33 protein-coding genes and 1 tRNA gene are annotated in these 26,987 nt (G+C 58.4%); 4 read left to right on the forward strand and 30 right to left on the reverse strand.

Annotated elements, in window-relative coordinates; genetic code table 11:
• Positions 1-5: 5 nt before the first annotated feature.
• The 7 genes from AFERRID_RS00920 to AFERRID_RS00950 form a co-directional block, all read right to left on the reverse strand.
• A complete protein-coding gene (locus AFERRID_RS00920; RefSeq protein ID WP_126604192.1) occupies positions 6-1,160 on the reverse strand; it encodes a prepilin-type N-terminal cleavage/methylation domain-containing protein in 1,155 nt (384 codons plus the stop codon).
• Complete coding sequence (locus tag AFERRID_RS00925) at positions 1,129-1,584, reverse strand: prepilin-type N-terminal cleavage/methylation domain-containing protein (RefSeq protein WP_172959308.1); 456 nt, start codon at positions 1,582-1,584, stop codon at positions 1,129-1,131. The genes AFERRID_RS00920 and AFERRID_RS00925 overlap by 32 nt, the downstream gene beginning before the upstream one ends.
• A 10-nt stretch (positions 1,585-1,594) precedes the next feature.
• On the reverse strand, positions 1,595-2,854 hold the full coding sequence (locus AFERRID_RS00930; protein WP_113525492.1) for a type II secretion system F family protein: 1,260 nt from the start codon (positions 2,852-2,854) through the stop codon (positions 1,595-1,597).
• A 225-nt stretch (positions 2,855-3,079) separates the two neighbouring features.
• On the reverse strand, positions 3,080-3,268 hold the full coding sequence (locus tag AFERRID_RS00935) for a hypothetical protein (protein ID WP_126604194.1): 189 nt from the start codon (positions 3,266-3,268) through the stop codon (positions 3,080-3,082).
• A gap of 50 nt (positions 3,269-3,318) precedes the next feature.
• Positions 3,319-3,891 (reverse strand): hypothetical protein, encoded by a 573-nt coding sequence (locus AFERRID_RS00940; protein WP_225981776.1) that lies wholly within the window; start codon positions 3,889-3,891, stop codon positions 3,319-3,321.
• An 18-nt stretch (positions 3,892-3,909) separates the two neighbouring features.
• A complete protein-coding gene (locus AFERRID_RS00945) occupies positions 3,910-4,431 on the reverse strand; it encodes a prepilin-type N-terminal cleavage/methylation domain-containing protein (RefSeq protein ID WP_126604195.1) in 522 nt (173 codons plus the stop codon).
• A 97-nt stretch (positions 4,432-4,528) separates the two neighbouring features.
• Positions 4,529-5,023: a prepilin-type N-terminal cleavage/methylation domain-containing protein gene (locus AFERRID_RS00950; protein WP_126604196.1), complete on the reverse strand. Its 495-nt coding sequence runs from the start codon at positions 5,021-5,023 to the stop codon at positions 4,529-4,531.
• 415 nt (positions 5,024-5,438) lie between these two features.
• Between AFERRID_RS00950 and AFERRID_RS00955 the strand changes: the two genes are divergently transcribed.
• From AFERRID_RS00955 to AFERRID_RS00960, 3 genes are all read left to right on the forward strand, one after another.
• Positions 5,439-6,044, forward strand: a complete 606-nt coding sequence (locus AFERRID_RS00955) for a tetratricopeptide repeat protein (protein ID WP_126604197.1) — start codon at positions 5,439-5,441, stop codon at positions 6,042-6,044.
• Positions 6,045-6,281: 237 nt separating this feature from the next.
• Positions 6,282-6,458, forward strand: a complete 177-nt coding sequence (locus AFERRID_RS15080; RefSeq protein WP_172959309.1) for a hypothetical protein — start codon at positions 6,282-6,284, stop codon at positions 6,456-6,458.
• Complete coding sequence (locus tag AFERRID_RS00960; protein WP_126605653.1) at positions 6,424-6,795, forward strand: HipA domain-containing protein; 372 nt, start codon at positions 6,424-6,426, stop codon at positions 6,793-6,795. The genes AFERRID_RS15080 and AFERRID_RS00960 overlap by 35 nt, the downstream gene beginning before the upstream one ends.
• Here the strand turns inward: AFERRID_RS00960 and AFERRID_RS00965 are convergent.
• Genes AFERRID_RS00965 through AFERRID_RS15245 form a run of 4 tightly spaced genes read right to left on the reverse strand, consistent with a single transcriptional unit; the run spans position 6,718 to position 8,128 of the window.
• Entirely contained in the window at positions 6,718-6,993 is a 276-nt protein-coding gene (locus AFERRID_RS00965; protein WP_126604198.1) for a hypothetical protein, read from the reverse strand. The genes AFERRID_RS00960 and AFERRID_RS00965 overlap by 78 nt on opposite strands.
• Positions 6,977-7,534 (reverse strand): type II toxin-antitoxin system HicB family antitoxin, encoded by a 558-nt coding sequence (locus AFERRID_RS00970; RefSeq protein WP_226858217.1) that lies wholly within the window; start codon positions 7,532-7,534, stop codon positions 6,977-6,979. The genes AFERRID_RS00965 and AFERRID_RS00970 overlap by 17 nt, the downstream gene beginning before the upstream one ends.
• Positions 7,444-7,704, reverse strand: a complete 261-nt coding sequence (locus AFERRID_RS16145) for a type II toxin-antitoxin system HicA family toxin (protein WP_126604200.1) — start codon at positions 7,702-7,704, stop codon at positions 7,444-7,446. Before AFERRID_RS16145 ends, AFERRID_RS00970 begins: the two co-directional genes overlap by 91 nt.
• Before the next feature lie 55 nt (positions 7,705-7,759).
• Positions 7,760-8,128: a hypothetical protein gene (locus tag AFERRID_RS15245; RefSeq protein ID WP_197722467.1), complete on the reverse strand. Its 369-nt coding sequence runs from the start codon at positions 8,126-8,128 to the stop codon at positions 7,760-7,762.
• Positions 8,129-8,289: 161 nt separating this feature from the next.
• Here AFERRID_RS15245 and AFERRID_RS00985 point away from each other — a divergent pair, with 161 nt between their 5' ends.
• Entirely contained in the window at positions 8,290-8,553 is a 264-nt protein-coding gene (locus AFERRID_RS00985; protein ID WP_126604201.1) for a hypothetical protein, read from the forward strand.
• Positions 8,554-8,682: 129 nt separating this feature from the next.
• Here the strand turns inward: AFERRID_RS00985 and istB are convergent, their stop codons facing one another.
• From istB to trpB, 19 genes are all read right to left on the reverse strand, one after another.
• Positions 8,683-9,468, reverse strand: coding sequence for an IS21-like element helper ATPase IstB (gene istB, locus AFERRID_RS00990; protein ID WP_172959310.1), 786 nt, complete (start codon positions 9,466-9,468; stop codon positions 8,683-8,685).
• An 11-nt stretch (positions 9,469-9,479) separates the two neighbouring features.
• The gene (gene istA / locus AFERRID_RS00995; RefSeq protein ID WP_232027668.1) at positions 9,480-11,003 is read right to left on the reverse strand and encodes an IS21 family transposase; all 1,524 of its coding nucleotides are present in this window, start codon (positions 11,001-11,003) and stop codon (positions 9,480-9,482) included.
• A 219-nt stretch (positions 11,004-11,222) separates the two neighbouring features.
• Entirely contained in the window at positions 11,223-11,537 is a 315-nt protein-coding gene (locus AFERRID_RS01000) for a HigA family addiction module antitoxin (RefSeq protein ID WP_113525485.1), read from the reverse strand.
• A gap of 15 nt (positions 11,538-11,552) precedes the next feature.
• Complete coding sequence (locus AFERRID_RS01005; protein WP_126604202.1) at positions 11,553-11,831, reverse strand: type II toxin-antitoxin system RelE/ParE family toxin; 279 nt, start codon at positions 11,829-11,831, stop codon at positions 11,553-11,555.
• A gap of 316 nt (positions 11,832-12,147) precedes the next feature.
• A tRNA-Ser gene (locus AFERRID_RS01010) sits at positions 12,148-12,238 on the reverse strand.
• Positions 12,239-12,316: 78 nt separating this feature from the next.
• Positions 12,317-13,267 carry a protein translocase subunit SecF gene (secF, locus tag AFERRID_RS01015; RefSeq protein ID WP_126604203.1) on the reverse strand — a complete coding sequence of 317 codons (951 nt, stop codon included), beginning with the start codon at positions 13,265-13,267 and terminating at the stop codon, positions 12,317-12,319.
• Positions 13,268-13,274: 7 nt separating this feature from the next.
• Entirely contained in the window at positions 13,275-15,059 is a 1,785-nt protein-coding gene (gene secD, locus AFERRID_RS01020; RefSeq protein ID WP_126604204.1) for a protein translocase subunit SecD, read from the reverse strand.
• A gap of 11 nt (positions 15,060-15,070) precedes the next feature.
• Entirely contained in the window at positions 15,071-15,406 is a 336-nt protein-coding gene (gene yajC, locus AFERRID_RS01025) for a preprotein translocase subunit YajC (protein WP_126604205.1), read from the reverse strand.
• 40 nt (positions 15,407-15,446) lie between these two features.
• Entirely contained in the window at positions 15,447-16,562 is a 1,116-nt protein-coding gene (gene tgt / locus AFERRID_RS01030) for a tRNA guanosine(34) transglycosylase Tgt (protein ID WP_126604206.1), read from the reverse strand.
• Entirely contained in the window at positions 16,559-17,596 is a 1,038-nt protein-coding gene (gene queA, locus AFERRID_RS01035) for a tRNA preQ1(34) S-adenosylmethionine ribosyltransferase-isomerase QueA (protein WP_126604207.1), read from the reverse strand. The genes tgt and queA overlap by 4 nt, the downstream gene beginning before the upstream one ends.
• An 8-nt stretch (positions 17,597-17,604) precedes the next feature.
• A complete protein-coding gene (locus AFERRID_RS01040; RefSeq protein ID WP_225981778.1) occupies positions 17,605-18,930 on the reverse strand; it encodes a hemolysin family protein in 1,326 nt (441 codons plus the stop codon).
• A 38-nt stretch (positions 18,931-18,968) separates the two neighbouring features.
• Positions 18,969-19,562, reverse strand: a complete 594-nt coding sequence (locus tag AFERRID_RS01045; protein ID WP_126604209.1) for a CBS domain-containing protein — start codon at positions 19,560-19,562, stop codon at positions 18,969-18,971.
• 62 nt (positions 19,563-19,624) lie between these two features.
• Positions 19,625-20,839: an O-succinylhomoserine sulfhydrylase gene (locus tag AFERRID_RS01050; RefSeq protein ID WP_126604210.1), complete on the reverse strand. Its 1,215-nt coding sequence runs from the start codon at positions 20,837-20,839 to the stop codon at positions 19,625-19,627.
• A gap of 13 nt (positions 20,840-20,852) precedes the next feature.
• Entirely contained in the window at positions 20,853-22,280 is a 1,428-nt protein-coding gene (gene purF, locus AFERRID_RS01055; protein WP_232027670.1) for an amidophosphoribosyltransferase, read from the reverse strand.
• Positions 22,270-22,767: a CvpA family protein gene (locus tag AFERRID_RS01060; protein ID WP_113525470.1), complete on the reverse strand. Its 498-nt coding sequence runs from the start codon at positions 22,765-22,767 to the stop codon at positions 22,270-22,272. The genes purF and AFERRID_RS01060 overlap by 11 nt, the downstream gene beginning before the upstream one ends.
• Positions 22,764-24,053, reverse strand: a complete 1,290-nt coding sequence (locus AFERRID_RS01065) for a bifunctional folylpolyglutamate synthase/dihydrofolate synthase (RefSeq protein WP_126604211.1) — start codon at positions 24,051-24,053, stop codon at positions 22,764-22,766. The genes AFERRID_RS01060 and AFERRID_RS01065 overlap by 4 nt, the downstream gene beginning before the upstream one ends.
• A 28-nt stretch (positions 24,054-24,081) precedes the next feature.
• Positions 24,082-24,966 (reverse strand): acetyl-CoA carboxylase, carboxyltransferase subunit beta, encoded by an 885-nt coding sequence (gene accD, locus AFERRID_RS01070; protein WP_113525468.1) that lies wholly within the window; start codon positions 24,964-24,966, stop codon positions 24,082-24,084.
• Entirely contained in the window at positions 24,963-25,781 is an 819-nt protein-coding gene (trpA, locus tag AFERRID_RS01075; RefSeq protein WP_126604212.1) for a tryptophan synthase subunit alpha, read from the reverse strand. The genes accD and trpA overlap by 4 nt, the downstream gene beginning before the upstream one ends.
• Positions 25,778-26,977, reverse strand: coding sequence for a tryptophan synthase subunit beta (gene trpB, locus AFERRID_RS01080; protein ID WP_126604213.1), 1,200 nt, complete (start codon positions 26,975-26,977; stop codon positions 25,778-25,780). The genes trpA and trpB overlap by 4 nt, the downstream gene beginning before the upstream one ends.
• Between the last annotated feature and the right edge of the window lie 10 nt (positions 26,978-26,987).

Consider the following 26,987-nt stretch of genomic DNA (forward strand, 5'->3'; position numbering starts at 1 on the left):
CGCTCCTAGTGCCAGATCAGGTTCATCACGGGAACCGTGGTGCGCATGACGTTGAATTGCTCGCTGTTGACTCCGGCGGGGGGCTGATAGTACACCGCAGGCAGATCGGCCCCCGTGACACTCTCTGACGCCGGAATGGCAGGAATGAGCAACAACTGGCCGGGGGTTACGGTTCCAGCCGTTTTTAACCCGCTCTGCGCCACCATCACCACCATAACCGTGCGGATATCGCTTATTAAGCTCGGATTTGAAGAGAGTTGCTGCTGGGTTGGAAAGTACCCATAGCTGGTGACGGATTGGCCACCTGTGGTGTTATAGCCGAAGAGCACCTGCAAATCGTCAATGCCTTGGGCAAAAAGCGCAGGTGTGCCGCCGCCAGACGAAAGCTGAAGTTGGCCCGGTCCTGCCGCGGTACCCGGCACCACCGAAAAGGTGAGGCTGCTCAGTTGACCGTTACCGACGTCGTACACCTGAGCAGCGGCCATATCTGCCTTAGTCAGGTTGGGAATCAGGCTATTGAATCCTCCCGGCGGGTTGTTCGGGTTACGGCCTGGGGCGAAATTGATCACACAGGCGCCTTGATAGCTGCTTGGTGTGTTGGTGGCGACGACCATGCCGCAAGCACCACCGCTAAACGCCGCGATCAGCGTATCCCCGGACTGAATGCTCGTTTGACACGTTGTGCCCGCAACCGAGGAATTCAGATGGAAATTGGTCGCGCTGGGCGATGGGCTTTGCACCATCTGCCCCATAGGCACCCCGGCGAATTGGGACGCACTCAGGTTGATGGTTAAGGACACCGGTTGGGGGGCGCTCGTGGTTGGGGCGCCGCCGGGACTCACCGTAATAGCAGATACCGGCGTATTGGCACCATTTTGGTAAGTGTAGGTGGTCTGGCACCCGGGCAGACCTGCCATGCCATAACCTGCATTACTGAGATAGGTGGACACGACGTGCAGTGCATGACGGTCGGCGTTGACAATATCCCCGGTACCCCGATTATGGAGGTAACCAAATTCGGTTTGTGCGAAAACCTCAAAAATGGCGATACCCACGATGATGGAAATTACCATCGCCACCATCAGTTCGACCAGGGTTAAGCCCTGCGCGTTGCGCGTGCCGGAATGGTTAAGGTTGAACGATGTATTCGCTGGCTGCATAGGTCTGTGTTCCTGACGCGCTGGACCAGGTAATGGCGACGGTGGCAGTGCAAGGTGGTTGCGTACAGGCACCGCCGGAAGAGTTCAATACCTGAATGGTTCCCTGGCCGCCGGGAAGGGTGCTTTGGACGTTGCTGGCCCAGGTGGACACCGCCCATGCGGAAACTCCGCTTTGTGGCCAGGTGGACGAATTGGCCGTGTCCACGTTGTTAAAACCGCTGATGTTAGAATTCCCACCTCCCCAGATGTTGGCCAGCATGGCGTTGCTGAGGAAGGCGGCATTGCTGTTGACGGCAGCCGTGCCAAAATACTGGGCTGCATTAGACTGCAAATAGGCCAGACCGAGCAGACCGATAGCGAGGATCGTCATGGCGATCATCACCTCAATGAGCGACATGCCGCGCTCTTTTTGCACCTTATTCATGGGCGAGCGCTCACCCCCCATGCGTCACCACCGCGCCCATCTTGAAGATCGGCAGGTACATGGCGACGACCAGGGTGCCGACGATGATGCCGAGCACTACCATGATCATGGGTTCCATGAGGGTGGAAAGGCGACTGACGGATTCTTCGACTTCGCTCTCGTAAAAGTCGGCGACTTTGCCGGACATGACTTCGATGGCGCCGGTTTCCTCACCGATGGCGAGCATCTGGGTGGCCATGATGGGAAAGACGCCGTCGGCCTTGAGCCGGGTGGTGATGCGCCCGCCAGTAGCGACGTCGTCACGGGCGGCCAGGACGCTACGCTCGATGATGACATTACCGGACACTTTGGAAAGGGTTCCCAGGGCTTCCATGATGGGCACGCCTGCCCCCTGCATGGTGGACAGGGTGCGCATGAAGCGCGCCACGGCACCTTTCAGCAGGATATCGCCGAGCACCGGGATTTTCAGAGAGAAACGGTCTATGACGGTTTTGAAGGACAGGTTGCGCTTGTAGGCGTAGATAAAGAGCCATACCGAGGCGATGGGTACGAGCACCACGATGTACCAGTGGCTTTTCATCCAGTCGGAGATGTTGATGACGACCTGCGTCAGCAGCGGCAGAGTGGCACCGAAGCTGCTGAAGAGCTGTGAGAATACCGGGATGACGAAAATCATCAGGATCACCACGACCACGACCATGACGGTGATGATGGCCGCCGGGTAGAACATGGCCGACTTGACCTTTTTGTTCAGCGCCAGGGTCTTTTCGCGATACTCGGCCAGGCGCAGGAGGATGGTGTCGAGGATGCCTCCCTGCTCACCGGCGGCGACCAGGGACACGAAAAGGCGGTCGAAATATTTGGGGAAGTGGGCCATGGCCTGCGACAGAGATTCACCTTCTTTCAGATGCTTGAGAATCCCCGTGAGCAGTTTTTTCATGCCCGCGCCGGAGGTGGCGGATACCAGCAGTTCGAAAGACTGCACGATGGGCACGCCGGCGTTGATCATGGTGGAGAGCTGGCGGACCATCACCACCACTTGCGCTTCCTTGACACCCCTTTCCCCGAACAGGGGCTGCGGCGCTTTGCGCACCGCGGTCGGCATCATGCCCATGCGGCGCAGGTTGGCGCGCACGGCGTTGGCGGAGACGGCGTTCATCTCGCCCTTTTTCTTTTCGCTCCCGCCGGGCGCAGTCGCCTCCCAGGTAAAGTCGTAGGTCTTCGCCTCGCGGAGTGCGGATTTCTTGTCTTTACTCAGGACCGATGCCATGTTGCCCTCTCCCCTGCCAGTTCTGTCCAGCTAATTAGTGCACACACTGGAAAATGCAAGGCGCCGGTAGTTTATGAGGGAAACTTGCGCCAGGCGCTTCCAGCCTTTTCGAGTTTTTCAATCGGCTTGTCCGTCATGAAACTGTATCAATAAAATCAATTAGTTTTATGGAGAATGACAAGGCATAAACTGGCAAATGCCCAAATGTTGCCCAAGTGGCCTCTTCTAGGCGTCAGTTTCCGTAACTAACTGCATCCTTCCTGCCTCATACAGGGCCTGCAACTCGGCGCGCACCACGTTGAGTTCCATATCAATCGAGGCGATAGGGGCGCCACGCTGTTCGCGCCGCTGAAGCAGCGTGTGGCGATGGTTCTGGAGTTGGGCAATACGGGTTTGCCGGTAGCTTTCGTTCATGATGCTTCTCCTGTGGCGGCGGTCATGGCCTGTAAGGTGTCGGTGATTTTCTATCGGGCACGCCGATCTCTACCCTCTGGGTAAACGTCCTCATCGACGCTCGCCCTTCTACTAAAGTACCCGCGTTTACGCATGAATGTTCCGAATGGATTCAGCACGGCCGCCGCTATCAGCGTTTCCAGTGGGACGAGGAAAAGCGCATCCTGGAATCCAGCGTCGCCGATCCCGAAAAACCACCTGCCCGTCCAATGGCTCGCCATCCCTGCCCCGTAAAGATCAGGGATGAGGGTACCGACAAAAGCCAGCGGATACGCCATAGGCCATGGTAGGCGATCTCCTAAAAGAAGCACCAGTACGGGCCAGATCACAAAGCCGCTGATCATTAGATTCAAGCCGTTCGCACCCCAATATTGAGTACACAGATCCAAGGTCACGGCAAAGAGCAGGAAACCCAGAATAGTTTTGGGGTCTTTGATCTGATGGGCGTATTTAAGAAACAGCCCAAGGCTGATCAAGCCAGGAATGACGGATCCCACCAGTGTACGAAGATCGTTTAGATAAAGGGCTAGAAGGGCGTGGTAAACCTGGAGTAGTTCGACGGATATCCAGGCTATTCCATGCATGGGCGCTCTCCTGCGGGTTTACGGGGTGACAGCCCCATTTTGGGTGATAATGACGCCAGTTGTGGTGGCGGCATGGATAAATCCTTCGGCACTACAGGCACGGGCAATGACGGTACCAAGACTGCCCGTGCAGTTTGTGGTGCTGACTTGCACGCTTACCTGCTGTGGCCCTGTCTGGCTGATGGTGGCGGCATCAATGAGCACCTGCCCGCATTTCCCCGCTTGGGTGCCAGGTGCGGCAATAAAAGCCGGCGTGCCAGAACCATATACCGGGTCAGCCACGTCATGGGCTGCCTGTCCGTTCAGGGTGCTGTAAATATTGGTACTCACAGCGTTATTGCTGGCCGCTAACGCATTGGTCACCGCATCCACCGCTATTTTCAGATTACCCGATACCGTTTGCGCCTTGGCGGTTTCGATGTACGCAAAATACTGCGGAATCGCAATGGCTGCGAGAATCCCGATAATGGCAATGACGATCATTAGTTCGATGAGGGTGAAACCGCTGTTCCTCTGGATTTTTATTGTTTGACTGCGCATAGGATGACCTTTCCGAGAGAGTTCTGAAATGAATTTGAAATAGGAGGTCAGAGCACTGTCCGAAAGGTGCAGCCCCAAAGGGCTGCTGGAGGAAAAATTAGTTATATGACACAGCACCGTTTTGATCGATATTTGCTGTGATAGCATTGCTACTAGCAGATATCCCTTGCGCAGTTAATGCATTAGTTATTTTAGTTGGAAGGCTACCGGGGCAGCTACTATAATCAACTTTGAATGCTACCGATTGATTTGGCAATACAGAAATAGTTGCAACTGATGAAGGTGTAGCACTAGTTGCACTTGCTGTGCCTGCTGTGAATACCGCGCATCCTTCAACGCCCGTGTAGTTAGTTGGCATTGCAATCGTCGTTTCCTGTCCGGCAGCACCTGCAGCTACTGCGGCCGTACCCTGTGTAACCAATTGATGGAAATCTTGCGTGATGGTTGTAGCTTTCGATGTCTCAATATATTGCTCATACTGCGGAATGGCGATGGCCGCCAGAATGCCGATGATGGCAATGACGATCATCAGTTCGATGAGGGTGAAACCGGCTTCGGCGCTGGCCTTGGCCTTCTTGACTAGCATACTCATGTGCGATCCTCCATGGGGTAAATGAGTACCCACGGTGTTTCTGTGGGCTACATAAAGCGTTACAGTTTTCGTGCCAAAGCGATCTGAAGTCGCCCTGAATCTATTTTATCTTATTGATTTTAATTGATAAACAATATTTATTATGAATTCTCTACCACACTTACCCATGGTTTTCACAAACTTATTTCCGTGTTTTTCACGGAAATGGAAGATATCCTTCCTTGTCTTCCACGGAAATGAAAGTATACTTCCCTGATGTTCACGGAAACCGGACCGGTACTTCCTTATCTTCCACGGAAATGGAATATTGCTTCCATGTTTTTCACGGAAATAATGGGTATCCTTCCTGGATGATCACGGAAACCGGAAATTGTTTCCGTGTTCTTCAAGGAAACCAAAATATGGAGTTGACACCATGACACCATCGGACGACGCAAGCCTTCTCGTCTGTGCCCAAACCGCCGCGTTACTCACTGGCAAAACGGATCGAACCATTATCAATTGGCTGGAATCCGGCGCGATCAAGGGCAAGACGGTTCCTGCCGGGCATCTTCCGCGCGGCCAGACGTGGAAAATAGACCTGTCCAGCATGGCTGAACACATTCCAACCGAACTGACTGGCGAATTCATGGAGAGCGTCCAGAAAGCAGAAGCAGGGGACGCGCGAGAAACCACCAACGTGGCCACCTATTTTTCCATGTCGGGCGCCGATAAGATCGCCGTGAGTTGGTTTGAATTGGCGGCCAAGAGGGGCGATGCCGATGCCATGAACTGGCTATGGGACAGTTATTACCATGGATACGGGGTAGAACCGGATTTCGCCGTAGCCATACAGTGGCTAGGGAAAGCGGCGAAACAGGGGTCGATGATGGCGCAATCCACCGTCGAAAGTTTGCGTAAAATAGACGCTGTACTCAGAGAGCAACAAAAGGATGAACATCATGACATTCTTGAAGATATAAAAAGACTGGCGAATATGAATCATATCCCCTCACAGGGAAGACCAAGAGGCGTTCAATGATCCAATCCCGTAAACACTGAGGAAGCGGCGTTTAATCCCAAAGATGGGCGGCGATGTCGAACGGTTCACCGTTCCTCGGAGTCGGCCCTTCACTCATATTTAATATTTACTTTCAATGAGTTGCAAACAGCCACCTTGGCGCTGATTGACATACGATAAAACGCATAAATTGATATTATCTTATTTATCGTATATGCTGTTTTTATTCGGTATATCGAATGTGCGGAGGCGTTTTTCATGACCGTGACCATCAGGAACAGCAGAGAGCTCGGGGAAGCCATTCGGGCTGAACGCCTGAAAAGAAAACTGCGTCAGGCCGATCTGGCGAGCATGGCTTCGGTAAGGCAGGCCCTCATCGCAGGAGGATACTTGTCAGGCGCTGGGCGTATCCCCGACGCGCAAATATCAGGCTGACGGCGGACCGGGTATTGAGGACATTCTCGCGTTTCTCAACGGGGCGGTTGCGCCTCGGGAAGACCGCCTGCGCTTTATGAGGGCGCAGATAGTATTTTGGCTTCTGGCGGCCATCGATGGGCACGCTAAGAATTTCTCCGTCTTTCTCACGCCAGGTGGCTACAAGCTCACCCCGCTCTATGACGTGATGTCAGCTTCACCCTATCCGCAACTCTCGCCGCACAAGATCAAACTGGCCATGGCTGTTGGCAAGAATCGTCTATTTCTTCTTCTGAATTGCTCCGGCATCAACGCTCATCTGAGTAGCCTCAGAAACCTCAACCAACGCCATCCTTGATAAACCCACCATAACGGTTGGCATGACCTTGTCAGGACTAGGACCGGCCTGAACAACAGAAAAAGCAAACTCTGGCGCGAGCTCGTAGTGACCGGTTTTCTTTTTGAAATGCTTGATAAGAATGGTTGTCAGCATCCTGATGTCGATATGCTCTCCAACAACGGTTCTGGAAATCACTTTTTTAGTGGCGCCGTTCATTATTGCCCCCATCATCATCCGATTGCATCGCTAGAGACCACTTCCAATCGTCTTGAGGCACCTTTTCCCACTGGTTACCCGTTAGAAAAGATCCATTTTGTATGGTTGATTTTGATCTATTCTCAAAGAACAAGTCGATCGCTTTACATATGGTCTCGTTTACGCTACATCCTTCTTTGCTAGCAGAGAATGCGATATTTCTATGTCTTTCAGAGCCGATGCGCACGTTTAGTGTACCGCTGTATGCTTTGTTCGGTTCCACATTGGCGCGTTTGCAATATTCCAAATACTCATCTATTGCGCTGCGAAATGCAGCTTCGATTGCAGAAGCGTCGCTGGCTTCAAAAGTAATCAAGCTATTGATATGCAGCACCCTGCCGAAAAGAATACAGTCTTCCGAACTATATTCGATGGATGCTTGATAGCCATTGTACTCGATGATGTTGCCCATTACAGAAGCCCCTTCTCCTCTAAAAATTTTCTGATCTCCCTCATTTGGTAACCCTTGAGTATAGGGGTGGGATGCGGTCGGCAGGTCCAAATCACTACCGACGGATCGGATTGGCATACAAAACGGCAATGTGACCCGCCTCCGGCATGATCTAGATGGAAGTCCAGGGAACCAAGTAACCTTACCAGTTCATCCCAAGCGAAGTCTTTCGGTTGCGGTGTTGCGCAAAAACGATCCTTCAGTTTGTCCTGTCTCGTCATGTAGTTTTGATGATTCCAAGCAAAAATGCAACTGCTTTATAGTTGCAGAGACGTTTCAGGTGATCATCCCAGCAACTTCGCTAGGTCCTCTGCTCTTAGGTGAGTATAGCGTTTCAGCGTCTACAATGTCTTGTGCCACAGCAACGATGACGATAGCGACAAGTTCGGGATGGATGGCGCGGAAGGCTTCCAGCAGGCGGGATTCCTCATCACCAACCAGCCGTCTATCCCGACCTTGCGGCAACTTGGGCTTGCGGACATATTCCACAGGATTGTCGATGGACTCCATGCCCCACTCAGTCCGGGCCACTTTGAATAGATGGGAAAGCAGGGCCAGGTGCAGCCGGATCGTGTTGGCACCCTTCCCTTCCACTTCCATTTCTTTCATAGCCTGGGCAACGTCTTTGCCTCGGATGGAAGACATGAATTGACGCGCTACCGCCCGTCCTTTTTCGTGGGGACCACTTCATCCCGGTAACGATCCAGGCATTCAGCAAGGATGAGCGATTCGGCTTCACTCGTGTCCCGCCAGAGACCTCGCTCCATTTCTGACTCGATCTTTTTTGCCCAGGCTTGGGCTTCTGCATGGCGGATCCGGCGAGTGAACTGGCCACCTGGCGCTGGCTCAAGGAGCGGAGCGCCTTGTCCGAGTTACTGGAGGTCGACTTTGAGGCGATAGGATTGCATCGCTTGTACGGGGTGTCCGATCTTCTGGTGCGTCATCGCCAGGAGATTGAGCAGGCGCTTTTTGCGCGGATCGACGATCTCTTTCACCAAGTCGACACCGTTGCCTGCGCAGCAATGAAACCACTTGGGACGAGGCCACTCTGTGGCGCACCTATACCCTAAAGCGTGATACCAGACAGAAGGGATCATTCCATCTTATGAGTCAGGTGTCACTGACCGGCAATATGGCGCCACCGATGTGCGGCGTAATGGCGCCATTTCAAAGTGCCTGAAATGGGGTCTCGAACGGTGTTAAGAATGGGTGTTTTTGGCTCCTTTCGCAATGGTGTTTTTGGGGGATTCCGGGAGCGGTCGTGGGGCGCGAAAACTATCGCCTTCCAGGATCAGTCGATAGGCGCCGTGGCGTAGCCGATCCAGTGTGGCTACCCCGAGCATGCGGTTGGCCGGGAAGACGTCCCCCCACTCGGCGAAGTCGAGATTACTGGTCAGCATGGTAGAAACCCGTTCGTAACGTTCGGCGATGAGGTCGTGGAAGTCCTCATCATGGGGCGGGCGCATGGGTTTGAGTCCGAAGTCATCGATGATAAGCAGGGTTACCTTGGCGAGTTGGCGGAAGCGCCGGTCAAAGCCACCGGTGGCCCGCGCCGCATGCAGGGAGCCCACCAGATCACCTTGGGTGATAAAGAGCACGTCCACCCCCTGGCGGATGGCACAATGCCCCAGCGCCTGGGCGAGATGGCTCTTGCCGGTGCCACAGGGCCCGACGATCAGGATAGGTGCCTGCTCCTGCAGGTAGCGACCCGTAGCCAGATCATGCACCAGAGAGCGGTTCAGGTTCGGTAACCGGTCAAAGGCGAAGTCTTCCAGGGTTTTGTGATTCCGGAAGTGGGCCTGACGCAGGAGGGTGTCGAATTTCCGTTGGTCCCGGCGGGCCACTTCATCCTGCAGGAGCATGGCGAGGAACTCGGTATAGGCCATTTGACCATCCACCGCTTGCCGATTACGAGCTTCCAGGGAATCCAGGATACCGGACAGGCGCAGGGCGCGAAGATTACTGCTCAACTCTTGGGTTTGCATCAGAATTCCTTTCAATGAAATAGCGTAGCGCTGTCGCGCAGAAAGCGACCGCCACTGGTATAGGTGCTTCCGGATTCGGGAGTTACGGGCGACAACGGCTCTTGATCCAAGCCTTTCTTGAGGGTCTGAGCGATCGCCCCATAACGCGGATTACTGAAGCGCAAAGCCCGTGCGCAGGCCGCCTCCAGCCGTTGAGGGGTGTGCTTGTCCCGGAGTCGCAGGATGTTCTGTACGGTGCGCAGATTGACCAGCACGCGATCGGCAAAGAGCTGGTGAACGACGCCGTAACAGTGCGGTCCGATAGCCTCCGCCATCCGCAGGCACCACTGGATATCCTGACTCTGCCAGGCCTGTGCTTCTGGCGGCATGTGGTCGGCCACGGTGGAGGCGGTGCCGTGCTGGAACAGCCGGGGATGGGTGGCGACTAATTCATGTTCCTGGTAAATCCGGATGGTGGTATCGGTAGCCCGCAACCAGAGCTGTTGTCCTATCAGACGGAAGGGAACGGAGTAGAAGCAATAGGCATATTGGACGTGAGCATCCCGGTGCACCTTGGGTTGCTTCCACTCGGAGATCTCGGGAGGCGTCTCCGGTAGGCGCTGCAAGAGGGGTTTCTCCACCTCGACGAACTGGGTGAGAGGCGCCTGACGGGTAGTGCCGTGAATTCGATGGCCCGCCTCTGTTCGGATCCACTCCTGAAGCTGGCGATTGGCATCGTCGCGGTCACGGAAATCGCGCAGGGGCAGGAAGGCTTTTTTGATAAATTTGACCCCTGACTCCACGATTCCTTTTTTGGCAGGATCATGTGGAGGGCAAGCATCGATCTTGAACAGGTATCCTTCGGCGCATTCAGCATAAGAACGCTGGACCGTGGGGTCGTTGATGCAGGCCTTGGTGATGGCGCACTTGGCGTTATCAATGATGATTCGACCCGGAACACCACCAAACCATTGGAAGGCATGGCGGTGACAGGCCAGCCAGGTCATCGTCGTCTGATTCCAGACAATCTCGGCATACTGATGCCGGGACCAGCAGAGGGTTATGACGAAGAACCAGGTCTTGCGGATCTCTCCGGTCACCGGATCGATCATGGCGGGGCCAGCGCCGAAGTCCACCTGCGCGGCCTCGCCGGGTGCAAAAATGAGGCGCATAGTGGCATCGGGCACCTTCACCGGTGCGACACGCAGCAGCACGCGACGCACTGCAGAGTAGCTTCCGGTGTACCCGTGATTGCGCACCAGGGCAGCGTGAATGGTAGTGCCCTGTATGCCTTCAGCAGCCCACTTGGCGATTTGCTCCTCATGGTCTTTGAGGGTGGACACACACTGGGCAGGCACGGCCTGCTGGCGGTGCTGCTGCAGGATGGCGAGCGCGCAGTCGTCGGGTAAAGGCTGCTGGGGATCGAGCCAGCCGTGCTGCGCAGCCTGATTACGTAGGGCACCCAGTTTCTTGCGCCCCATGAGTCCGGAACGGGCGATCTCTCGGTCCCGATCCCCTTGGCGCATCCGCACCAGGATTTGGCGAATCGTAAACATCTCAAACCTCCGATTACTCATGGTCACCCCCCAAAAGCTGGGAGGGTAACCGATCCAAGGGAAGTTCAAGACCCTACTGAAGCACTATGTGGGTGGCGCCATTACGCCGACTCCGAACTGGCTCCTTTATGCCGATCCGGAAGTGGCGCCATTACGCCGATCCCAAGGTGGCGCCATTACGCCGACTACGGTTTGGCTCCATATTGCCGATCCGTGACATCAGGCGACCTGCGTATGACTGATGGGAGCATGCATGACATGGGGTGCTCCCGCTTGGCGGGCTTGCCAAAGGTCATAGGCCGCTTGTTGAGCGATCCAGGCGTCGGCACGGCCTCCATTCTCAACGCCGAGCCAACCCTCAATCCGTAGCGCCATTTCCGGAGAAATGGCGGCACGTCCGTTGAGTACACGCGACAAGGTTGATCGCGTTACTCCAAGCTGCTCCGCTGCTTCAGTAACGGTCAACCCCAAGGCGGGCAAGATATCATCCCGCAGGAGTAGTCCGGGGTGGGGTGGATTGTGCATGGGGTTCATAGCGTTCATCCGGATTCAGTGATAGTCCACGTAATCGACCAGGATGGCGTCACCATCCTCGAAGGCAAAAACCAATCTCCAGTTCCCGCTGACCCATACCGCGAAGTGTCCTTGCAGGGTTCCGTGGAGTGGGTGCAGTTTCCATCCCGGTACGTTCATGTCGCCCGGGGTTTGGGCGTTATCCAAGCGGGCCAGTAGCCGTGCGATCTTGGCGGCATGGTCCGGTTGAATCCCTGCCTTGCTACCAGATTCATAGAAAGCTTGCAGGCCCTTGTGGCGGAAACTTTTGATCACGCCTCATTGTGCCGCGTAACGCTACAGAGATCAACCTCCAGTGGAGACATGAGGATTAGACGATTGGTATCATTGTGTCTCATGTTCCTCATGTTCGTATTGCCAAAACGATCCTATCCTATTGTTTCTGATTTGTTTCCGTTTGCGACCGAACATCAGACAAAACAGTGAACTTCTCCATTTTCAGGTCGGACACGAACCGCAAATAGCCGTTCCGCCAACCTTGCGGGGGCCGGACGCGAGGTTCAGATTCTGGCCTTGAAAAGCATCGGGGAGTTTGCGGGAAAATATGGAAAATCAAACAGTTGATAGAACATGGCGGAGAGGGTGGGATTCGAACCCACGTGGGGTTTTACCCCCCATCCGATTTCGAGTCGGCGCCGTTATGGCCACTTCGGTACCTCTCCGCGGAGGTGGTATACCTTAATCTTTCCAGACGCTGGCGGCAAGCCCGCCCGCCGTAGCGCCGAAAAGACCATACAGGACTACAAGGCGGCACCGTCGTTACGATCCTTGGCACTGATGAACTGACGTTTGAGGACGTGCTCCCGCTTGAGCCCCAGCCACAGTGCGATCGGGCTCGCGACGAAAATCGAGGAATAGGTACCCACCACCACGCCGATGACCAGCGCCGTGGCAAACCCGTGAATCACCGGCCCGCCGAAAAGGAAGAGCGATAGCGCGACCATGAAGGTAATGAAGCTGGTGATCACCGTTCTGGATAGCGTCTCGTTGATGGCGACGTTGAATATCTGCGCCACATCACCGCTGCGGGACACCCGCAGATCCTCCCGCATACGATCGAAAACCACTACCGTATCATTGAGGGAATAGCCCATGATCACCAGCAACGCCGCAATCACGGTCAGGGAAAACTCTTCGTGACTGATGGCGAAAAAGCCCACTACCAGGATCGGGTCGTGGAGCATGGCGAGCACACCGCCCACGGCGAAACGCCACTCAAAGCGAAACCCCACATAAATCAGAATGCCCAGAGTGACGATGATCAGCGCCATGATCCCCTTGTTCCGCAATTCCTTACCCACCTCCGGGCCGACATATTCGGTGCGGCGCAACTGCACATCGGGATACTCCACTTGATCCTTCCGGAATACCTGCAGAATCGTATTGCCCACGGCACTGCTCTCACCGGGCACCGTACGCAGGCGAATCAGCAGGTCGCGGTCACCACCAAAGGTCTGCACCACCGCATCGTGGAAGCCCGCCTGGCTGAGGGTACCCCGCACCGCGCCCAGATCCGGCGTCTTGCTGAATGCCAGTTCCACCAGCGTACCGCCGGTGAAATCGATGCTGTAATTCAGCCCCCGCACCAGAAAAACGGCGACCGAGACAACAATCAGCAGAGCGGACACGCCCAGAAAAATCCAGCGTCTGGACATGAAGTCTACATGGGTACGGACTTTGAAAAGTTCCATCGCGACCTCAGATATAAAGCTTTTGCACGCGCCGCTTGCCGAGGGCGAGTTCGATGATGCCACGGCTCATCATGGTGGCCGTAAACATGGAGGTGATCACGCCGATGGTCAGCACCAGCGCAAAACCCTTGATGGCGCCGGTACCGAACTGGAAAAGCACCAGGGCAGCGATCAGGACCGTGATATTGGAGTCGACAATGGTCGCAAAGGCCTTCTTGAAACCCGCGTCAATGGCCGCGCGAGTGCTCATGCCGAGCCGAAGTTCCTCGCGGATGCGCTCAAATACCAGCACGTTGGCATCCACCGCCAGACCGATCTTCAGCACGATACCGGCGATACCCGGCAGCGTCAGCGTCCCGCCCATGATCGAAAGCACCGCCAGAATAGCCAGAATATTCACCAGAATGGCGACATCGGCTATCAAACCAAAAGCCCGGTAATAGAGGGTCATGAAGAGCACTACGAAGGCCATGCCGAAAACCACGGCCATCACCCCGTCATGGATGGAGTCCTGACCCAGGGTAGGTCCGACGGTACGCTCCTCGGAGATATGAACGGGTGCGGGCAATGCGCCGGCGCGCAGTTCAATGGCGGCATTACTGGCGTCTTTCAAATCGGAGAATCCGGTAATCTGGGCCCGGCCCTCCGTAATGGCTTCACGTATCACCGGCGCGGTCACCACCTTGTTATCCAGCAGAATCGCCATGCGCTTGCCTACGTTTTTGGTAGTCAGGTCACCGAAGATGCGCGTCCCCTCGTTGTTGAAACTGACATTGACAATGGCCTGGCCGCTGTTATTGTCCACCCCGGCGCTGGCATTGCTGAGATAGCGGCCGGTAAGCACCGTATTGGTGTACAGCACGTAAGGCGCACCGTGAACGCCGTAAAAGAGCGCGGTGCCGGCGGGCAGTTGGCCCTTGAGGGCCTCTGCCATGTTGGCCTGGTCATCCACCATCTTGAATTCGAGCTGGGCGGTGGAGCCGATAATGGATTTGGCGCGCTGGGTATCCTGTACGCCGGGCAACTGCACGGCGATATGATCAGCGCCCTGGCGCTGGATGACCGGCTCCGAGACGCCCAGTTCGTCGATACGATTGCGAATAACGACAATGGCCTGTTGCAGCGCATCGTCCTTCATTTTGCTGGCAGCGTCGGGAGTGATGCTGATCTTCAGCACCGCATTGGGTTGCAGAACGACGGCATAATCCGGATACCGTCCGGCGATAGCCTTTTGCGCCTGTGCCGCGACTGTGGGGTTTTCCATTTCAATGGAAAGGTTTTGCGGCCCGGTCATGTTGACCGCCAGATATTGCAGATTTCGGTGACGGAGGAAGGTGCGCAAGCTGCTGCTGTCCTGTTGCAGTGCATGTTTGATGACGGCGTCGGTATCCACACGCAGCAGAAGATATACGCCGCCGCGCAGATCGAGGCCCAGATTGACGGGCTTGCCACCAATACTGCGTAGCCAGTCCGGCTCTGCGGACATCTGCGAAAGAATGACCTGAGCGTTGGCCGGGAGCTTGTTTTGCAGCAAGGTCTCGGCCAGCCCCTGGGCGTCGTTGTTCGGGAAAAAGAAGGTGCTCCCCTTCTCACCGGAACTGACGCGGGTGACCGGAATTCCGGCGGCTTGCAGCCAACCCTGCTGGGTGGCCAGCGGCGGCAGGAGGGTTCCTGCGGGCGCGCGCACCTCCACCGCGGAATGCCAGCCATAGAAATTGGGCAGTGCGTAAAACAGGGAAGGCAGCACAACGACGAGGATGATCAGGTACTTCCACCATGGATAACGGGTCATGTAACGAGCCTTTACAGTTTTTTCAGCGTTCCTTTGGGCAATAACAACGTCACCGAGGCCCGCTGCACCTTCACAATGACCCCTTCAGCCACCTCAAGTTGCAGATAATCCTCACCCGCCTGCATGATCCGTCCGGCCAGTCCACCCTGGGTAACCACTTCATCGCCTTTGGAAACCGTCGCGATCAACTGGCGTTGTTCCTTCGCCTTTTTGGTCTGCGGACGGATCAGCAGGAAATAGAAAATAGCGAAGATGGCAACCAGCGGGATGACTTGTATAAAAAAGGAGTCCGGACCTGCCCCCGCCGCAGTTCCGGCATAAGCGTTGGCGATAGGCGAAAAGTTCATATGCACTCCAGGTCAGATCTGAGGGCCGCCATTGTAGCCTTTAGGCGCCGACTAGGGAACCGGCGCGACGGCGGCGGTAGAAATCGTCCGCGTAAGCATCCAGGCGACCGGCGGCAATGGCCTCCCGCAGCCCCATTATCAGTTCCTGATAGTAGTGCAGGTTGTGCAGGGTATTCAGGCGCGCGCCGAGAATCTCATGGCTGCGCTGCAAGTGGCGAAGATAAGCCCTGCTGTAGTTTTGACAGGTGTAGCAGGCACAGGCCGGGTCCGGTGGCAACACATCCTTTTCATAACGGGCGTTGCGCAGCTTGAGGATGCCGTCACGGGTAAACAGCCAGCCGTTGCGGGCGTTACGGGTCGGCATCACGCAGTCGAACATGTCGACACCGCGGCGCACGCCCTCGACCAGATCCTCTGGGGTGCCGACGCCCATCAGGTAGCGGGGCCGGTCCGCAGGCATATGGGGCATCAGATCGTCCAGCACCTGCATCATCTCCACCTTGCTCTCCCCTACCGACAATCCGCCGATGGCAAGGCCGGGAAAATCCAGCCGTTGCAATCCGGCCAGAGAGCGCTGCCGCAAGTCCGCGTACATGCCGCCCTGAACGATGCCGAAGAGCTTTCCGGGCCCGGCATAGGCGGCATGGGAGCGCGCCGCCCAGCGCAGAGAAAGCTCCATGCTGACACGGGCTTCTTCGTAGCTGGCGGGATGGGGCGTGCATTCGTCAAAAACCATGGCGATATCCGAACCGAGGGTCGCCTGGATCTGCATGGACTCCTCCGGCCCCAGAAAAACCATATGTCCATCGGTGGGCGCACGAAACTGCACCCCGGCCTCCGTCAGCTTGCGCAGCGCACCCAGGCTGAAGACCTGGAAACCGCCGGAATCGGTGAGGATGGGCCGGTCCCAGTGCATCATCCTGTGGAGGCCGCCTACCGCGCTGACCACTTCCAGACCGGGACGCAGAAAGAGATGAAAGGTGTTACCGAGGATAATCTCGGCCCCTAGCGTCTTCAGTTCCTCGGGAGACATGGCCTTGACCGTGCCATAGGTGCCCACCGGCATGAATGCGGGCGTTTGCACGGTGCCGCGGGGGAGACGAATGATGCCGCGCCGCGCCGCGCCGTCCCGGGCCAGCAACTCGAAAATGCTCATCGCCGTCCGGCCTGAGGGGAAATCAACATGGCGTCTCCATAACTGAAAAACCGATAGCCCTCCGCCACCGCGTGACGATAGGCGGCGAGCATGCACTCCATCCCGGCGAAGGCACATACCAGCATGAGCAGAGTGGATTCCGGAAGGTGAAAATTGGTCAACAGCCCGTCGGTTACCTGAAAGGTCTTGCCGGGATACAGGAACAGACGAGTCTCTCCGGTAAAAGGTCGCAGCGTCCCGTCCTGCGCCGCAGTCTCCAGCGCTCGGCAGGCCGTGGTGCCCACGGCGATCACTCGCCCGCCCCGCGCCCTCGCGGCGGCAACGGCCGCTACCGTCGTCGCACTGACCTCCATGGTCTCGGCGTGCATGGGGTGCTCGGTGATATCTTCACTGCGCACCGGGAGAAATGTTCCCGCACCCACATGCAAGGTCACATAGGTCCGCTCGACGCCCCGCGCCGCCAGGGCGTCCAGCAGTTCCGTATCGAAATGCAACCCCGCAGTAGGCGCGGCCACCGCCCCGGGACGGGCCGCATAGACCGTCTGATAGCGCTCCCGATCACTGGCCTCCGCCGCGCGCCGGATATAAGGCGGCAACGGCATGCTGCCTTCGGCTTCGAGTATGGGTAACCAGGCGACATCCGCGGGGAGGATCAGCCGGACATCCATACCGTCCTTTTCCTCTACCGTGGCAACGGCGCCGCCCGGTAAATGAATGGACATACCTGGCCGCAACGCCTTGGAGGATTTCGCCAGAAACCAGCCATCTCGGGCATCGAGCAGCCGGTCGAGCAGCAATTCCACCGCCCCGCCCGTCGCCTTGCGGGCCTGCAGACGCGCGGGAAGCACGCGGGTATCGTTGAGCACCAGCAGGTCGCCGGGCCGAAGCAGGCCGGGCAGATCGCGCACTCTCGCATCTTCCCAGGTGCCTTGATGGCCATCGACGATGAGCATGCGTGCGGCGCTGCGTTCGGAGAGAGGTGCCTGAGCGATCAACGCGTCGGGCAGTTCATAATGGAAATCTTTTTTGTGCATGGAAATTGTCAGGAGAGCCAGTCTGATTCGGTTTGTAGCGGATGGGGGATCACCCGCACCAGTACGATGCGCGGGCCTTTTTTGCGCAGCACCACCACGTCGAAGCTGGGAAAAGCGACCCGTTCCCCTTCTTCCGGGACCCTTTCGAGCTGATGCATGACCAGACCGCCGATGGTATCCGCCGTTTCCTCGTCGATGTCGATGTGCAGGCTTCGCTCCAGGGAATACAACGAGAGGCTGCCGGAACCCACCCAACTCCCGTCGGGCTGCCGCCGCCACTCCTGACGCTGGTGCCGGAATTCATCGGGAATGGCGCCCAGCAGACTCTCCAGCACATGATCCAGCGTGACGAAGCCGGTGATGGTGCCCAGATCGTCAACCACCAGCGCGAAATGCGGGTGCCCGGAGCGAAAATGGGTGAGCAGGTCCATGGCCGGCAGCGCCTTGCCAACGGCGGGCAGTGGCCGCAGGAGTTTTTTGATCTCGCGCAGATCCGGATACCTTGATAGGGCCGCAAAGGCGTCCTTGACGTGGAGCAGGCCGACCACATGCTGGCGATCCCCTTCACATACCGGATAGCGGGTGAAACGGTGGTTCATCATCACCTGACGGATTGCCTCGGGACTGTCATCCAGCATCAGACAGACCATATCGGCAGCAGGGCGCATCAGGTCTCCGGCCGTCAGTTCCGTAAAATCCAGGGTGCGGTCCAGAATATCTCCGGTGCGCTGACCGAGGGTACCCTGCGCCTGGCTGAGGGCGAGGATCATCGCCAGTTCGTCGCGGGAATGGGGCGCATCACCGGCGGGCTGATCCACCCGCAGGGCAAAGAGGCGCAGAACGATGCGGGTCGCACCGTTGAGCACCCAGATCGCCGGGTACATCAGCCAGTAGAAGGCGTAGAGGGGCATGCCGGTCCACAGGGATACCCGCTCCACCTTGCGGATGGCCAGCGACTTGGGCACTAGTTCCCCGATCACGATGACCAGGAAGGAGATCAGGACAAAGCCCGCGGCAAAGGAAACGGATCGCAGGGCTACCGGATCCCTGAGCCCCGCAGCCCGAAAGACAGGCTGGAGCAGATACGCCAGACTAGGTTCACCCACCCAGCCGATACCCAGAGACGCGATGGTGATGCCGAGTTGCGTAGCGGAAAGATAGGCGTCCAGACGTCGGTGCAGGCGCAGGAGAACCCTCCCGCGCAATCCGTGTTCCTGGGCGAGGGTCCGGGCGTGGGTACCACGCAGCCGCACCAGGGCAAATTCTGCGGCCACAAAAAAACCGTTCAGCAAAATCAGCAGGACTGCCAGCAGCAGCCCATTCACCTCATGCACGGGAGGCTGCTCCCGCCCGCCCATGGCGGGAGTGTCGTTCAGCCATCACTGGTGAGCAACTGCTCCAACTCGGCGAAGCTCTGCACCACGTCATTGGTCTGTATGGATACGCCCAGTTGCCGCGCAATCTGGCTGATGGAAAAAACGCCGCGAATCTCTTCACCACGGGGGGTTTCCTCACGCACCAACGCATGCTGACGTCCCACCTTGCGCAGGGTGAGAACGATATCGCCGACAGTAGAGCGCTCCACTTCGGCGAAGTCGAGTACGTCGACCTGCCCGAGGGGCACCATGATGTCCTGCACCCGGATCATATCCCGGGCGATATGGTTTTCGGCCGCCAGTTTCACCGGCTTTTCTCCCATGATATCGCGAGCGGTCACCAGACCGGTCAGGGTGCCGAAGTCATCCAGCACGAAAAGCATACGCACGCCCACATGAATCATGCGCTGCATGGCCTGGTCCATGGTGATCTCCGGCTTCACCGTTGCAGCGGGCACTCGGCTGAGGTCGGTCATGCTCTTGAGCGCCGCGTCATCAAGCGTCACGGTCAGGGGCATTCCGTCAGCAAACATGCTGATCCGCGTGTCGGGCTTCAGTCTGTGACATTGTAATGCACGGAATCTTGTCATTTCATTATCTCCGCAGTAGAAAAGTGGCAGGAAAATTCGCTTTCATCCAAGCATAGCGCAAATCAGCGGGTCACCAGAGCGGCAAAGCCGCGCTCCATATCCTCGCGCAGGTCGTCGGCGTGTTCCAGTCCGACACTGATCCGCAGCAAGCCGTCACCGATCCCCGCGGCGGCCCGTGCCTCGGGACTGACCCGGCTATGGGTGGTGCTCGCCGGGTGCGTAATGGTGGTCTTGGCGTCGCCGAGATTGGCGGTCAGGGAGAGCAGACGCAGGGCATCGACAAAGGCCCACGCCGCTTTCTGGCCACCGTGCAGGTCGAAGGACAGGATGGCGCCCGGCAGGCGTTGCTGACGCGCGGCAAGAGCCTGCTGCGGATGGCTGTCGAGGCCCGGATAATAGACCCGCGCCACTTCCGGCCGTGCCTCCAGCCATTCGGCGATCTTCCCGGCGTTGGCGCAATGGCGTTCCATACGCAGTCCGAGAGTCTCCAGACCCTTGAGCTGCACCCAGGCATTGAAAGGACTGAGGCTCGGACCCGCCGTCCGCACGAAATTGCGGGGCCCGCTATTGAGCAGTTCGGTACTGCCGCACACCGCGCCCCCCAGAGTTCTTCCCTGCCCATCCAGATATTTGGTGGCGGAGTGAATGACCAGATCAGCGCCAAACTTGAGGGGCTGCTGCAAGGCCGGCGTGCAAAAGCAGTTGTCCACCACCAGCCAGGCATCATGGGCGTGGGCCAGATCCGCCAGGGCCTGCATATCGCCAATCTCGGTGAGCGGATTGGAAGGCGTTTCAAGGAAGAGCATACGGGTGTTGGGACGCAGCGCCGCGCGCCACGCCGACACATCGGCCAGCGGCACAAAGCTGGTCTCTACACCGAAGCGACTGAGAATATTGCCGAGCAATTGCACCGTCGTACCAAAAATGGAACGGGAAGCGACGACATGGTCACCCGCCTTGAGTAACCCCATGAAGGCGGTCAGACAGGCGGCCATGCCCGAGGCCGTGGCGACGCAGGCTTCCGCCCCCTCCAGCGCGGCAAGCCGTTCTTCAAAGGTGCGTACCGTAGGATTGGTGAAGCGCGCGTAGATATTTCCCGGTACCCTGCCGGCAAAACGGTCTGCGGCTTCTTCTGCTGAGTCGAAGACGAAACTGGAGGTGGGGAAGATGGCTTCGCTGTGCTCTTGCTCCTGGGTACGGTGAATACCGGCACGGATGGCGATGGTTTCCGGACGCAGCCGGTCCGCCCAGTCGGGGTTGGTATTTTTGGTGTTCATCGCAGCTCCTTGATCAGGTGCAGTTGGCGCGAGCCATGTCCTTCGGGCGTCGGTAACGGATAATCATCGCTGAAGCAGGCATCGCAGAAACCCTGCCCACGCCCCCCACCGCCTCATACAAAGCGTCCAGGGTAATGTAGCCCAGGCTGTCGGCGCCGATGATTTTACGCACCTCTTCAATGCTGTGCTGGGCCGCGATGAGCTGGGAGCGATCCGGAGTATCGATGCCGTAATAGCAGGGGCCGATCGTGGGCGGCGCGCTGACCACGAAATGCACCTCGCGCGCGCCGGCGGCCCGCACCAGACTGACGATTTTAGCGCTGGTGGTGCCCCGAACGATGGAATCATCCACCAGAACCACCCGTTTGCCACGCAGTATGTTGGGCTGGGCATTGAGCTTGACCTTAACCCCGAAATCACGACCACGCTGTGCCGGTTGAATGAAGGTGCGGCCCACATAGTGATTGCGGATCAGCCCCAACTCGAAGGACAGACCGGAGGCCTCGGCATAGCCCATGGCCGCCGCAACCCCGGAATCGGGGACCGGCACCACCACGTCTGCGTCGCGCGGATGCAGGCGCGCCAGCGCCTGGCCGATGCGCTTGCGCGCCGAATATACATGAATGCCATCCAGCACGCTATCCGGACGGGCGAAATAGATATATTCAAAGACGCACATACGCCGGCCAACGGACGCGAACGGCTTACGGCTCTCGATGCCGCTTTTGGAAATGACGATCAGTTCGCCTGGCTCGACATCACGGACAAACTCCGCCCCCATGAGGTCGAGGGCGCAGGTCTCGGAGGCCAGCACAAAGCCGCCGGAGTCGATCAGACGCCCCAGCACCAGCGGCCGAAAACCCATGGGGTCGCGTACCCCGATCAACCGGCTCTCGGTCAGACAGACCAGGGAATAGGCGCCGGAAACCTGCTGCAAGGCCTCCGCCAGGCGGGAACCGGCATCGTCGCCCGGAACACGGGCGAGCAGGTGAACGATGACCTCGGTATCCATATCGGTATGGAATATGGCCCCCTCCCGCTCCAGCCGAGTGCGGAGTTCCACCGCATTGACCAGATTGCCGTTATGGCCGACGGCAAAGGCACCATGTCGGTAATTGATAAATATGGGCTGGGTGTTGCGTAATTCCGAGCCACCTGCAGTCGAATAACGCACATGGCCGATCGCCTGTTCGCCGGGCAGCTTGCTGATCTGTTCCAGTCCAAAGACATCCGCCACCCGCCCCATACCGCGCTGCACAAAGAGCTTACCTCCGTCACCCGAAACGATGCCCGCCGACTCCTGTCCCCGGTGTTGCAGGGCATAGAGGCCGAGATACGTCAGGTTGGCGGCTTCGGGATGGCCAAAGACCCCGACGACCCCGCATTCATCATGGAAATGGTCGTCGTCCACGGCATGCTGCATCACATTGTCATTTTGCAAATTTTTGCGACTCCAAATAGGAGACGGCAGGTGCCGTCAACGATTGCGACCAGCGGCTCACCGGCTCCTGTGCCAGCCAGGAACTCTCCCACCAGGGGGACCGGGACAGGCCCGCAGACTGCACCAGAGTAACTACGATGGCAATCAGTACCAGTCCCCGCAAAAAACCGAAGAAAGCCCCCAAAAACCGGTCCGTCGCCCCGAAACCAATGCCGTATAATAGCTTACGAACGACAAAAGCGCATAGGGTCCCGACGATCAGGCAGGCAAAAAAAAGGAGGAGAGAGGCTAACGGCACTCGCCAGTCCACGGGGATCTGCGCAGGCAGCCGGGGCGCCAGCCAACTGCCGCCCCAGTTCCAGGCCACATAAAACCCACCGACCCACGCCGCCAGGGAAAAAAACTCGCGCACCATTCCGCGGAAAAGGCCCCAGAGTGCAGACAGCACTACCAGCCCCACCGTGGCGGCATCTACCCACAAGATCATGACGGGTCACTCATCAGCCATGCCATCGGTAACTGTTTGACGAGATGAAAGGAACCGAAGCAAAGCAGAATATCTCCGGTCGCCAGCGTCGTTCTGGACCGCGCCAGGGCCTGTTCCATGCTGGCATCCGCCGATACCGCCGTTGCCCCCAGCCCCTGGAGGGTATCGCGGAGCTGCAGCATCGTCGCCGCACGCGGGGTATCGGTGATCTCCAGCACATGCCAGGCATCCACCTCGTGCAGCAGTGGCGCGAGTGTGCCTGCGATATCCTTGTCGGCGAGCATGCCGACAACGGCGTGACATCGCCCGGAGCCCTTTCGTGCCGCCAGCAACGCCGCCAGTTGCCGCGCCGCCTGCGGGTTATGGGCGACATCCACCAGCAGGTCGGGGCCATTCTTACCCCAAGGCTGAAGCCATTGACAGCGACCCGGCAATTGCGGCAGCAGCGTCCATGCGGAAACCGCCGCATCGGACACTGGTAACTTCTCCTGCAGCAACGACACGGCCGCCAGCGCCAGCGCCAGATTGGCCCACTGTACGCCGCCCCCCCACAAAGGCGGGGGCACCTCCTTCCCGAGCCCGAATCCTGACCATTTCCCGCGCAGTGGATCAATATGAAAGTCCCGCCCCAACCGCTGGAGGGGTACTTCGTCGCGTACCGCAGCCTCCAGCACCGACGCGCAGGGGTCTTCCATATCCCCATAGAGGGCGGGCACTCCACGACGGAATATACCCGCCTTTTCACGGCCGATGGTGGCGCGATCGGATCCCAGCCAGTCCTGATGGTCCAGATCCACGGTGGTTACGATACTGCAATCCGGGGTAAAGGCATTGACCGCATCCAGACGTCCCCCCAGGCCGACCTCCAGAATCGCCACGTCGACCCTGGCGACAAGCATCATCCGTACCGCAGCGAGGGTAGCGATCTCGAAATAGGTGAGCGGGATCTGTCGAACTGTGGCGGTGATTTCCGTGAATTGCTGATGCCAGAGGGATGCGGGTGCAGGCTGGCCATCCAGCCGCAGGCGTTCGGTAAACTGCCAGAGGTGCGGGCTGGTATAAGCGCCAACACGATAGCCCGCCTGGCGATAGAAGGTCTCTAAATAAACCACCGTGGAGCCTTTGCCATTGGTGCCACCCACCAGTATTACCGGCATGGGCAAACGCCCGGGCATCTTCAGCGCCGCCAGAGCGGCCCGCATTCGCTCCAGACCCATGACGATTTGCTCCGGTGGTCCGGCCAGTTCAGCGACCCGGTCGCTGAGAGAATCCGCCAGCAGTGCCACCGGCTACACCCGCTCCCGTGCGCCGCGTTTAATGCGGACTCGGGGCATGGGTCAGCATCCCCAGCATCTCGCTCACCACCGCGCGCATCTGGCGGCGATCGACAATCTGATCGATGGCGCCGTGCTCCAGCAAATATTCCGCGTGCTGAAAACCCTCCGGCAGCTTTTCACGGATGGTCTGCTCGATCACCCGCGGGCCGGCAAATCCGATCAGGGCCTTGGGCTCCGCGATCAGAATATCTCCCAGGGTGGCCAGACTGGCGGAGACACCGCCCATGGTCGGATCGGTGAGCACCGAGATGAAAGGCACCCCCGCCTTGGCCAGCCGCTCCACGGCGGCAGAAGTCTTGGCCATCTGCATCAGGGAAAATAGTCCTTCCTGCATCCGTGCCCCGCCACTGGCACTAAAGCAGACCAATGGACAGCGCTCGGTCAGCGCAGTCTCCGCTGCACGGGCAAAACGGGCCCCCACCACCGATCCCATGCTCCCGCCCATGAACTCGAAGGCAAAAGCGGCAACCACCACCGGGCGCCCTTCCAGGAGGCCGCGCATCACCACCAGGGCGTCTTTCTCTCCGGACTTGGCCTGGGCTTCCTGCAGGCGGTCCTTATAGCGCTTCTGATCCTTGAAGCGCAGGGGATCCACCGGAACGTATTCCTTCGCAATCTCCAGCCGGGGTTCTGCATCGAGGAAGAAATCCAGACGCCGCCGGGCGCTGATCCGCTGATGATGTCCGCAGTGGGGGCAAACGTAAAGATTTTCCTCCAGCTCCGTACGGTAGAGCACCACCTGACAGGTGGGGCACTTGGACCACAGTCCCTCAGGTACGGTGCGCTTGTTCTCGCTCACAACGGAGGCGTCTGCCGACGTTTTTTTGATTTTGGGTGGCAGTATCCGATCGAACCAGCTCATGCGCCTCTCCTTTCCGTACTCCGCACGGCCTGGACCAGCGGCTCGATAAAGCGGGTCGCCGCCGCAATGGCTTCCTCATCCGTCGCACATGCCGCCAGTTGATCGACCAGTGCACTGCCGACGACCACCGCGTCGGCCCCGGTCGCCACCCGCGCTACCGTCGCCGCATCGCGAATGCCAAAACCGATGGCCACGGGCAGGCCCAGTTGTTGGCGCAGTTGCTGTACCCGCTCCAGAACCTCAGCCCAGTCCGCCTGGGCTGCGCCGGTAATACCGCGCAGAGATACATAATATACAAAACCACTGCCCATACTGCGGACGGTCGCCACGCGTTCCGGCCCGCTGGTCGGCGCCAGCAGGAAAATGGGATCGATACCCTGCTGGCGGAGAACGACGGCTTCACCGCGCCCCTCCTCCGGGGTCAGATCCACCAGAATGACACCGTCCACCCCCGCCGTCGCAGCAGCCTCGGCAAACAAGGTTATACCCATGGCTTCTACCGGATTCAGATAACCCATGAGAATGATGGGCGTGTGGCTGTTGGTCGTGCGGAATTCGCGCACCCACTCCAGGACCATGCGCAGCTTCACCCCCCGCGCCAGCGCCCGCTCACTGGCGCGCTGGATGCTCGGACCATCGGCCATGGGGTCGGAAAAGGGCATCCCCAGTTCGATGGCATCGGCACCCGCGGCGACCAGCGCATGCATCAGGGGCACCGTCGCGGTCAGGGATGGGTCACCCGCCGTCATGAAAGGAATGAGGGCGGCACGACCCGCATCCCGGAGTTGGGCAAACAGCCCGGCGAGACGGCTCATAAATGAATACCCTCCAGGGTGGCGACGGTATGAATATCCTTATCGCCTCGCCCGGACAGGTTGACGATAATGGTCTGATCAGAGCGCATGGTCGGCGCCAGGCGGAAGGCGTGGGCCAGCGCATGGGCGCTTTCCAGCGCCGGAATGATGCCCTCGGTGCGGCACAGGCGATGGAAGGCGGCCAGCGCTTCTTCATCGGTAGCCGCCACATACTCTGCCCGGCCGGTATCCTTCAGATAGGCATGCTCTGGTCCCACCCCCGGATAGTCCAGCCCCGCCGAGATGGAGTGGGTTGGCAGAATCTGCCCGTCTTCGTCTTCCATCAGGTAGGTCCGGTTACCATGCAATACCCCTGGACGTCCGGTAGTGAGGGGGGCGGCGTGTTGTCCGGTGCCAAGACCCAGACCACCTGCTTCGACACCGATCATCCGCACCGCCTTATCTTCGATAAAGGGATAAAACAGGCCGATGGCATTGCTGCCCCCGCCCACGCAGGCGATCAGACAATCGGGGAGCCGTCCCGTCAGCTCGAGGCACTGCGCCCGCGCTTCGTCGCCAATGACCCGGTGGAAGTCCCGCACCATAGCCGGATAGGGATGCGGTCCCGCCACCGTTCCGATCACGTAAAAAGTGCTTTCGACATTGGTTACCCAGTCCCGCAAAGCTTCGTTGAGCGCATCCTTCAGGGTGCGGGTACCGCTGCTGACCGCCGCCACCTGCGCACCCAGCAAACGCATACGAAACACATTGCTGGACTGGCGCCGGATATCTTCCTCGCCCATATACACCAAGCATTCCATACCATAGCGCGTCGCGACCGTCGCCGTGGCGACGCCATGCTGCCCCGCGCCCGTCTCGGCGATTACCCGTTTTTTGCCCATACGCCGGGCGAGCAGCGCCTGACCGACGGCATTATTGATTTTGTGCGCGCCAGTGTGGTTGAGGTCCTCCCGCTTGAGATATATTTGCGCTCCACCCAACTCCCTGGAAAGGCGCCCGGCATGATAGAGTGGATTGGGACGGCCGACGAACTGGCGCAGTTCACTGTGCAACTCGGCACGAAACTCCGGATCCTGCTGCGCCTCCTGGTAGGCATGCTCCAATTCCTCCAGCGCCGGAATCAGGGTTTCTGCAACGAAACGTCCGCCGTAAGGACCATAGTGTCCCAACGCGTCCGGTAAAGCATAAGTTCCCATTCTCTCTCCC

This window comes from Acidithiobacillus ferridurans, assembly GCF_003966655.1.
Taxonomy (GTDB): Bacteria; Pseudomonadota; Gammaproteobacteria; order Acidithiobacillales; family Acidithiobacillaceae; genus Acidithiobacillus; species Acidithiobacillus ferridurans.

Coding starts and splice junctions, on each gene's coding strand:
- AFERRID_RS00940 (WP_225981776.1), bottom strand. CDS start 3,891: ATGCATGGAATAGCCTGGATATCCGTCGAACTACTCCAGGTTTACCAC.
- AFERRID_RS01050 (WP_126604210.1), bottom strand. CDS start 20,839: ATGAACACCAAAAATACCAACCCCGACTGGGCGGACCGGCTGCGTCCG.
- AFERRID_RS00920 (WP_126604192.1), bottom strand. CDS start 1,160: ATGCAGCCAGCGAATACATCGTTCAACCTTAACCATTCCGGCACGCGC.
- AFERRID_RS01000 (WP_113525485.1), bottom strand. CDS start 11,537: ATGAACCCCATGCACAATCCACCCCACCCCGGACTACTCCTGCGGGAT.
- AFERRID_RS01045 (WP_126604209.1), bottom strand. CDS start 19,562: ATGACAAGATTCCGTGCATTACAATGTCACAGACTGAAGCCCGACACG.
- AFERRID_RS00930 (WP_113525492.1), bottom strand. CDS start 2,854: ATGGCATCGGTCCTGAGTAAAGACAAGAAATCCGCACTCCGCGAGGCG.
- AFERRID_RS00945 (WP_126604195.1), bottom strand. CDS start 4,431: ATGCGCAGTCAAACAATAAAAATCCAGAGGAACAGCGGTTTCACCCTC.
- secD (WP_126604204.1), bottom strand. CDS start 15,059: ATGACCCGTTATCCATGGTGGAAGTACCTGATCATCCTCGTCGTTGTG.
- AFERRID_RS01060 (WP_113525470.1), bottom strand. CDS start 22,767: ATGATCTTGTGGGTAGATGCCGCCACGGTGGGGCTGGTAGTGCTGTCT.
- secF (WP_126604203.1), bottom strand. CDS start 13,267: ATGGAACTTTTCAAAGTCCGTACCCATGTAGACTTCATGTCCAGACGC.
- istA (WP_232027668.1), bottom strand. CDS start 11,003: ATGTTTACGATTCGCCAAATCCTGGTGCGGATGCGCCAAGGGGATCGG.
- AFERRID_RS00925 (WP_172959308.1), bottom strand. CDS start 1,584: ATGAATAAGGTGCAAAAAGAGCGCGGCATGTCGCTCATTGAGGTGATG.
- AFERRID_RS00965 (WP_126604198.1), bottom strand. CDS start 6,993: ATGAACGGCGCCACTAAAAAAGTGATTTCCAGAACCGTTGTTGGAGAG.
- trpB (WP_126604213.1), bottom strand. CDS start 26,977: ATGGGAACTTATGCTTTACCGGACGCGTTGGGACACTATGGTCCTTAC.
- AFERRID_RS16145 (WP_126604200.1), bottom strand. CDS start 7,704: ATGACGAGACAGGACAAACTGAAGGATCGTTTTTGCGCAACACCGCAA.
- AFERRID_RS15080 (WP_172959309.1), top strand. CDS start 6,282: ATGACCGTGACCATCAGGAACAGCAGAGAGCTCGGGGAAGCCATTCGG.
- AFERRID_RS00935 (WP_126604194.1), bottom strand. CDS start 3,268: ATGAACGAAAGCTACCGGCAAACCCGTATTGCCCAACTCCAGAACCAT.
- queA (WP_126604207.1), bottom strand. CDS start 17,596: ATGCACAAAAAAGATTTCCATTATGAACTGCCCGACGCGTTGATCGCT.
- accD (WP_113525468.1), bottom strand. CDS start 24,966: ATGAGCTGGTTCGATCGGATACTGCCACCCAAAATCAAAAAAACGTCG.
- tgt (WP_126604206.1), bottom strand. CDS start 16,562: ATGAGCATTTTCGAGTTGCTGGCCCGGGACGGCGCGGCGCGGCGCGGC.
- AFERRID_RS00950 (WP_126604196.1), bottom strand. CDS start 5,023: ATGAGTATGCTAGTCAAGAAGGCCAAGGCCAGCGCCGAAGCCGGTTTC.
- istB (WP_172959310.1), bottom strand. CDS start 9,468: ATGCAAACCCAAGAGTTGAGCAGTAATCTTCGCGCCCTGCGCCTGTCC.
- trpA (WP_126604212.1), bottom strand. CDS start 25,781: ATGAGCCGTCTCGCCGGGCTGTTTGCCCAACTCCGGGATGCGGGTCGT.
- AFERRID_RS15245 (WP_197722467.1), bottom strand. CDS start 8,128: ATGTCTTCCATCCGAGGCAAAGACGTTGCCCAGGCTATGAAAGAAATG.
- yajC (WP_126604205.1), bottom strand. CDS start 15,406: ATGAACTTTTCGCCTATCGCCAACGCTTATGCCGGAACTGCGGCGGGG.
- AFERRID_RS00985 (WP_126604201.1), top strand. CDS start 8,290: ATGGCGGATCCGGCGAGTGAACTGGCCACCTGGCGCTGGCTCAAGGAG.
- AFERRID_RS00955 (WP_126604197.1), top strand. CDS start 5,439: ATGACACCATCGGACGACGCAAGCCTTCTCGTCTGTGCCCAAACCGCC.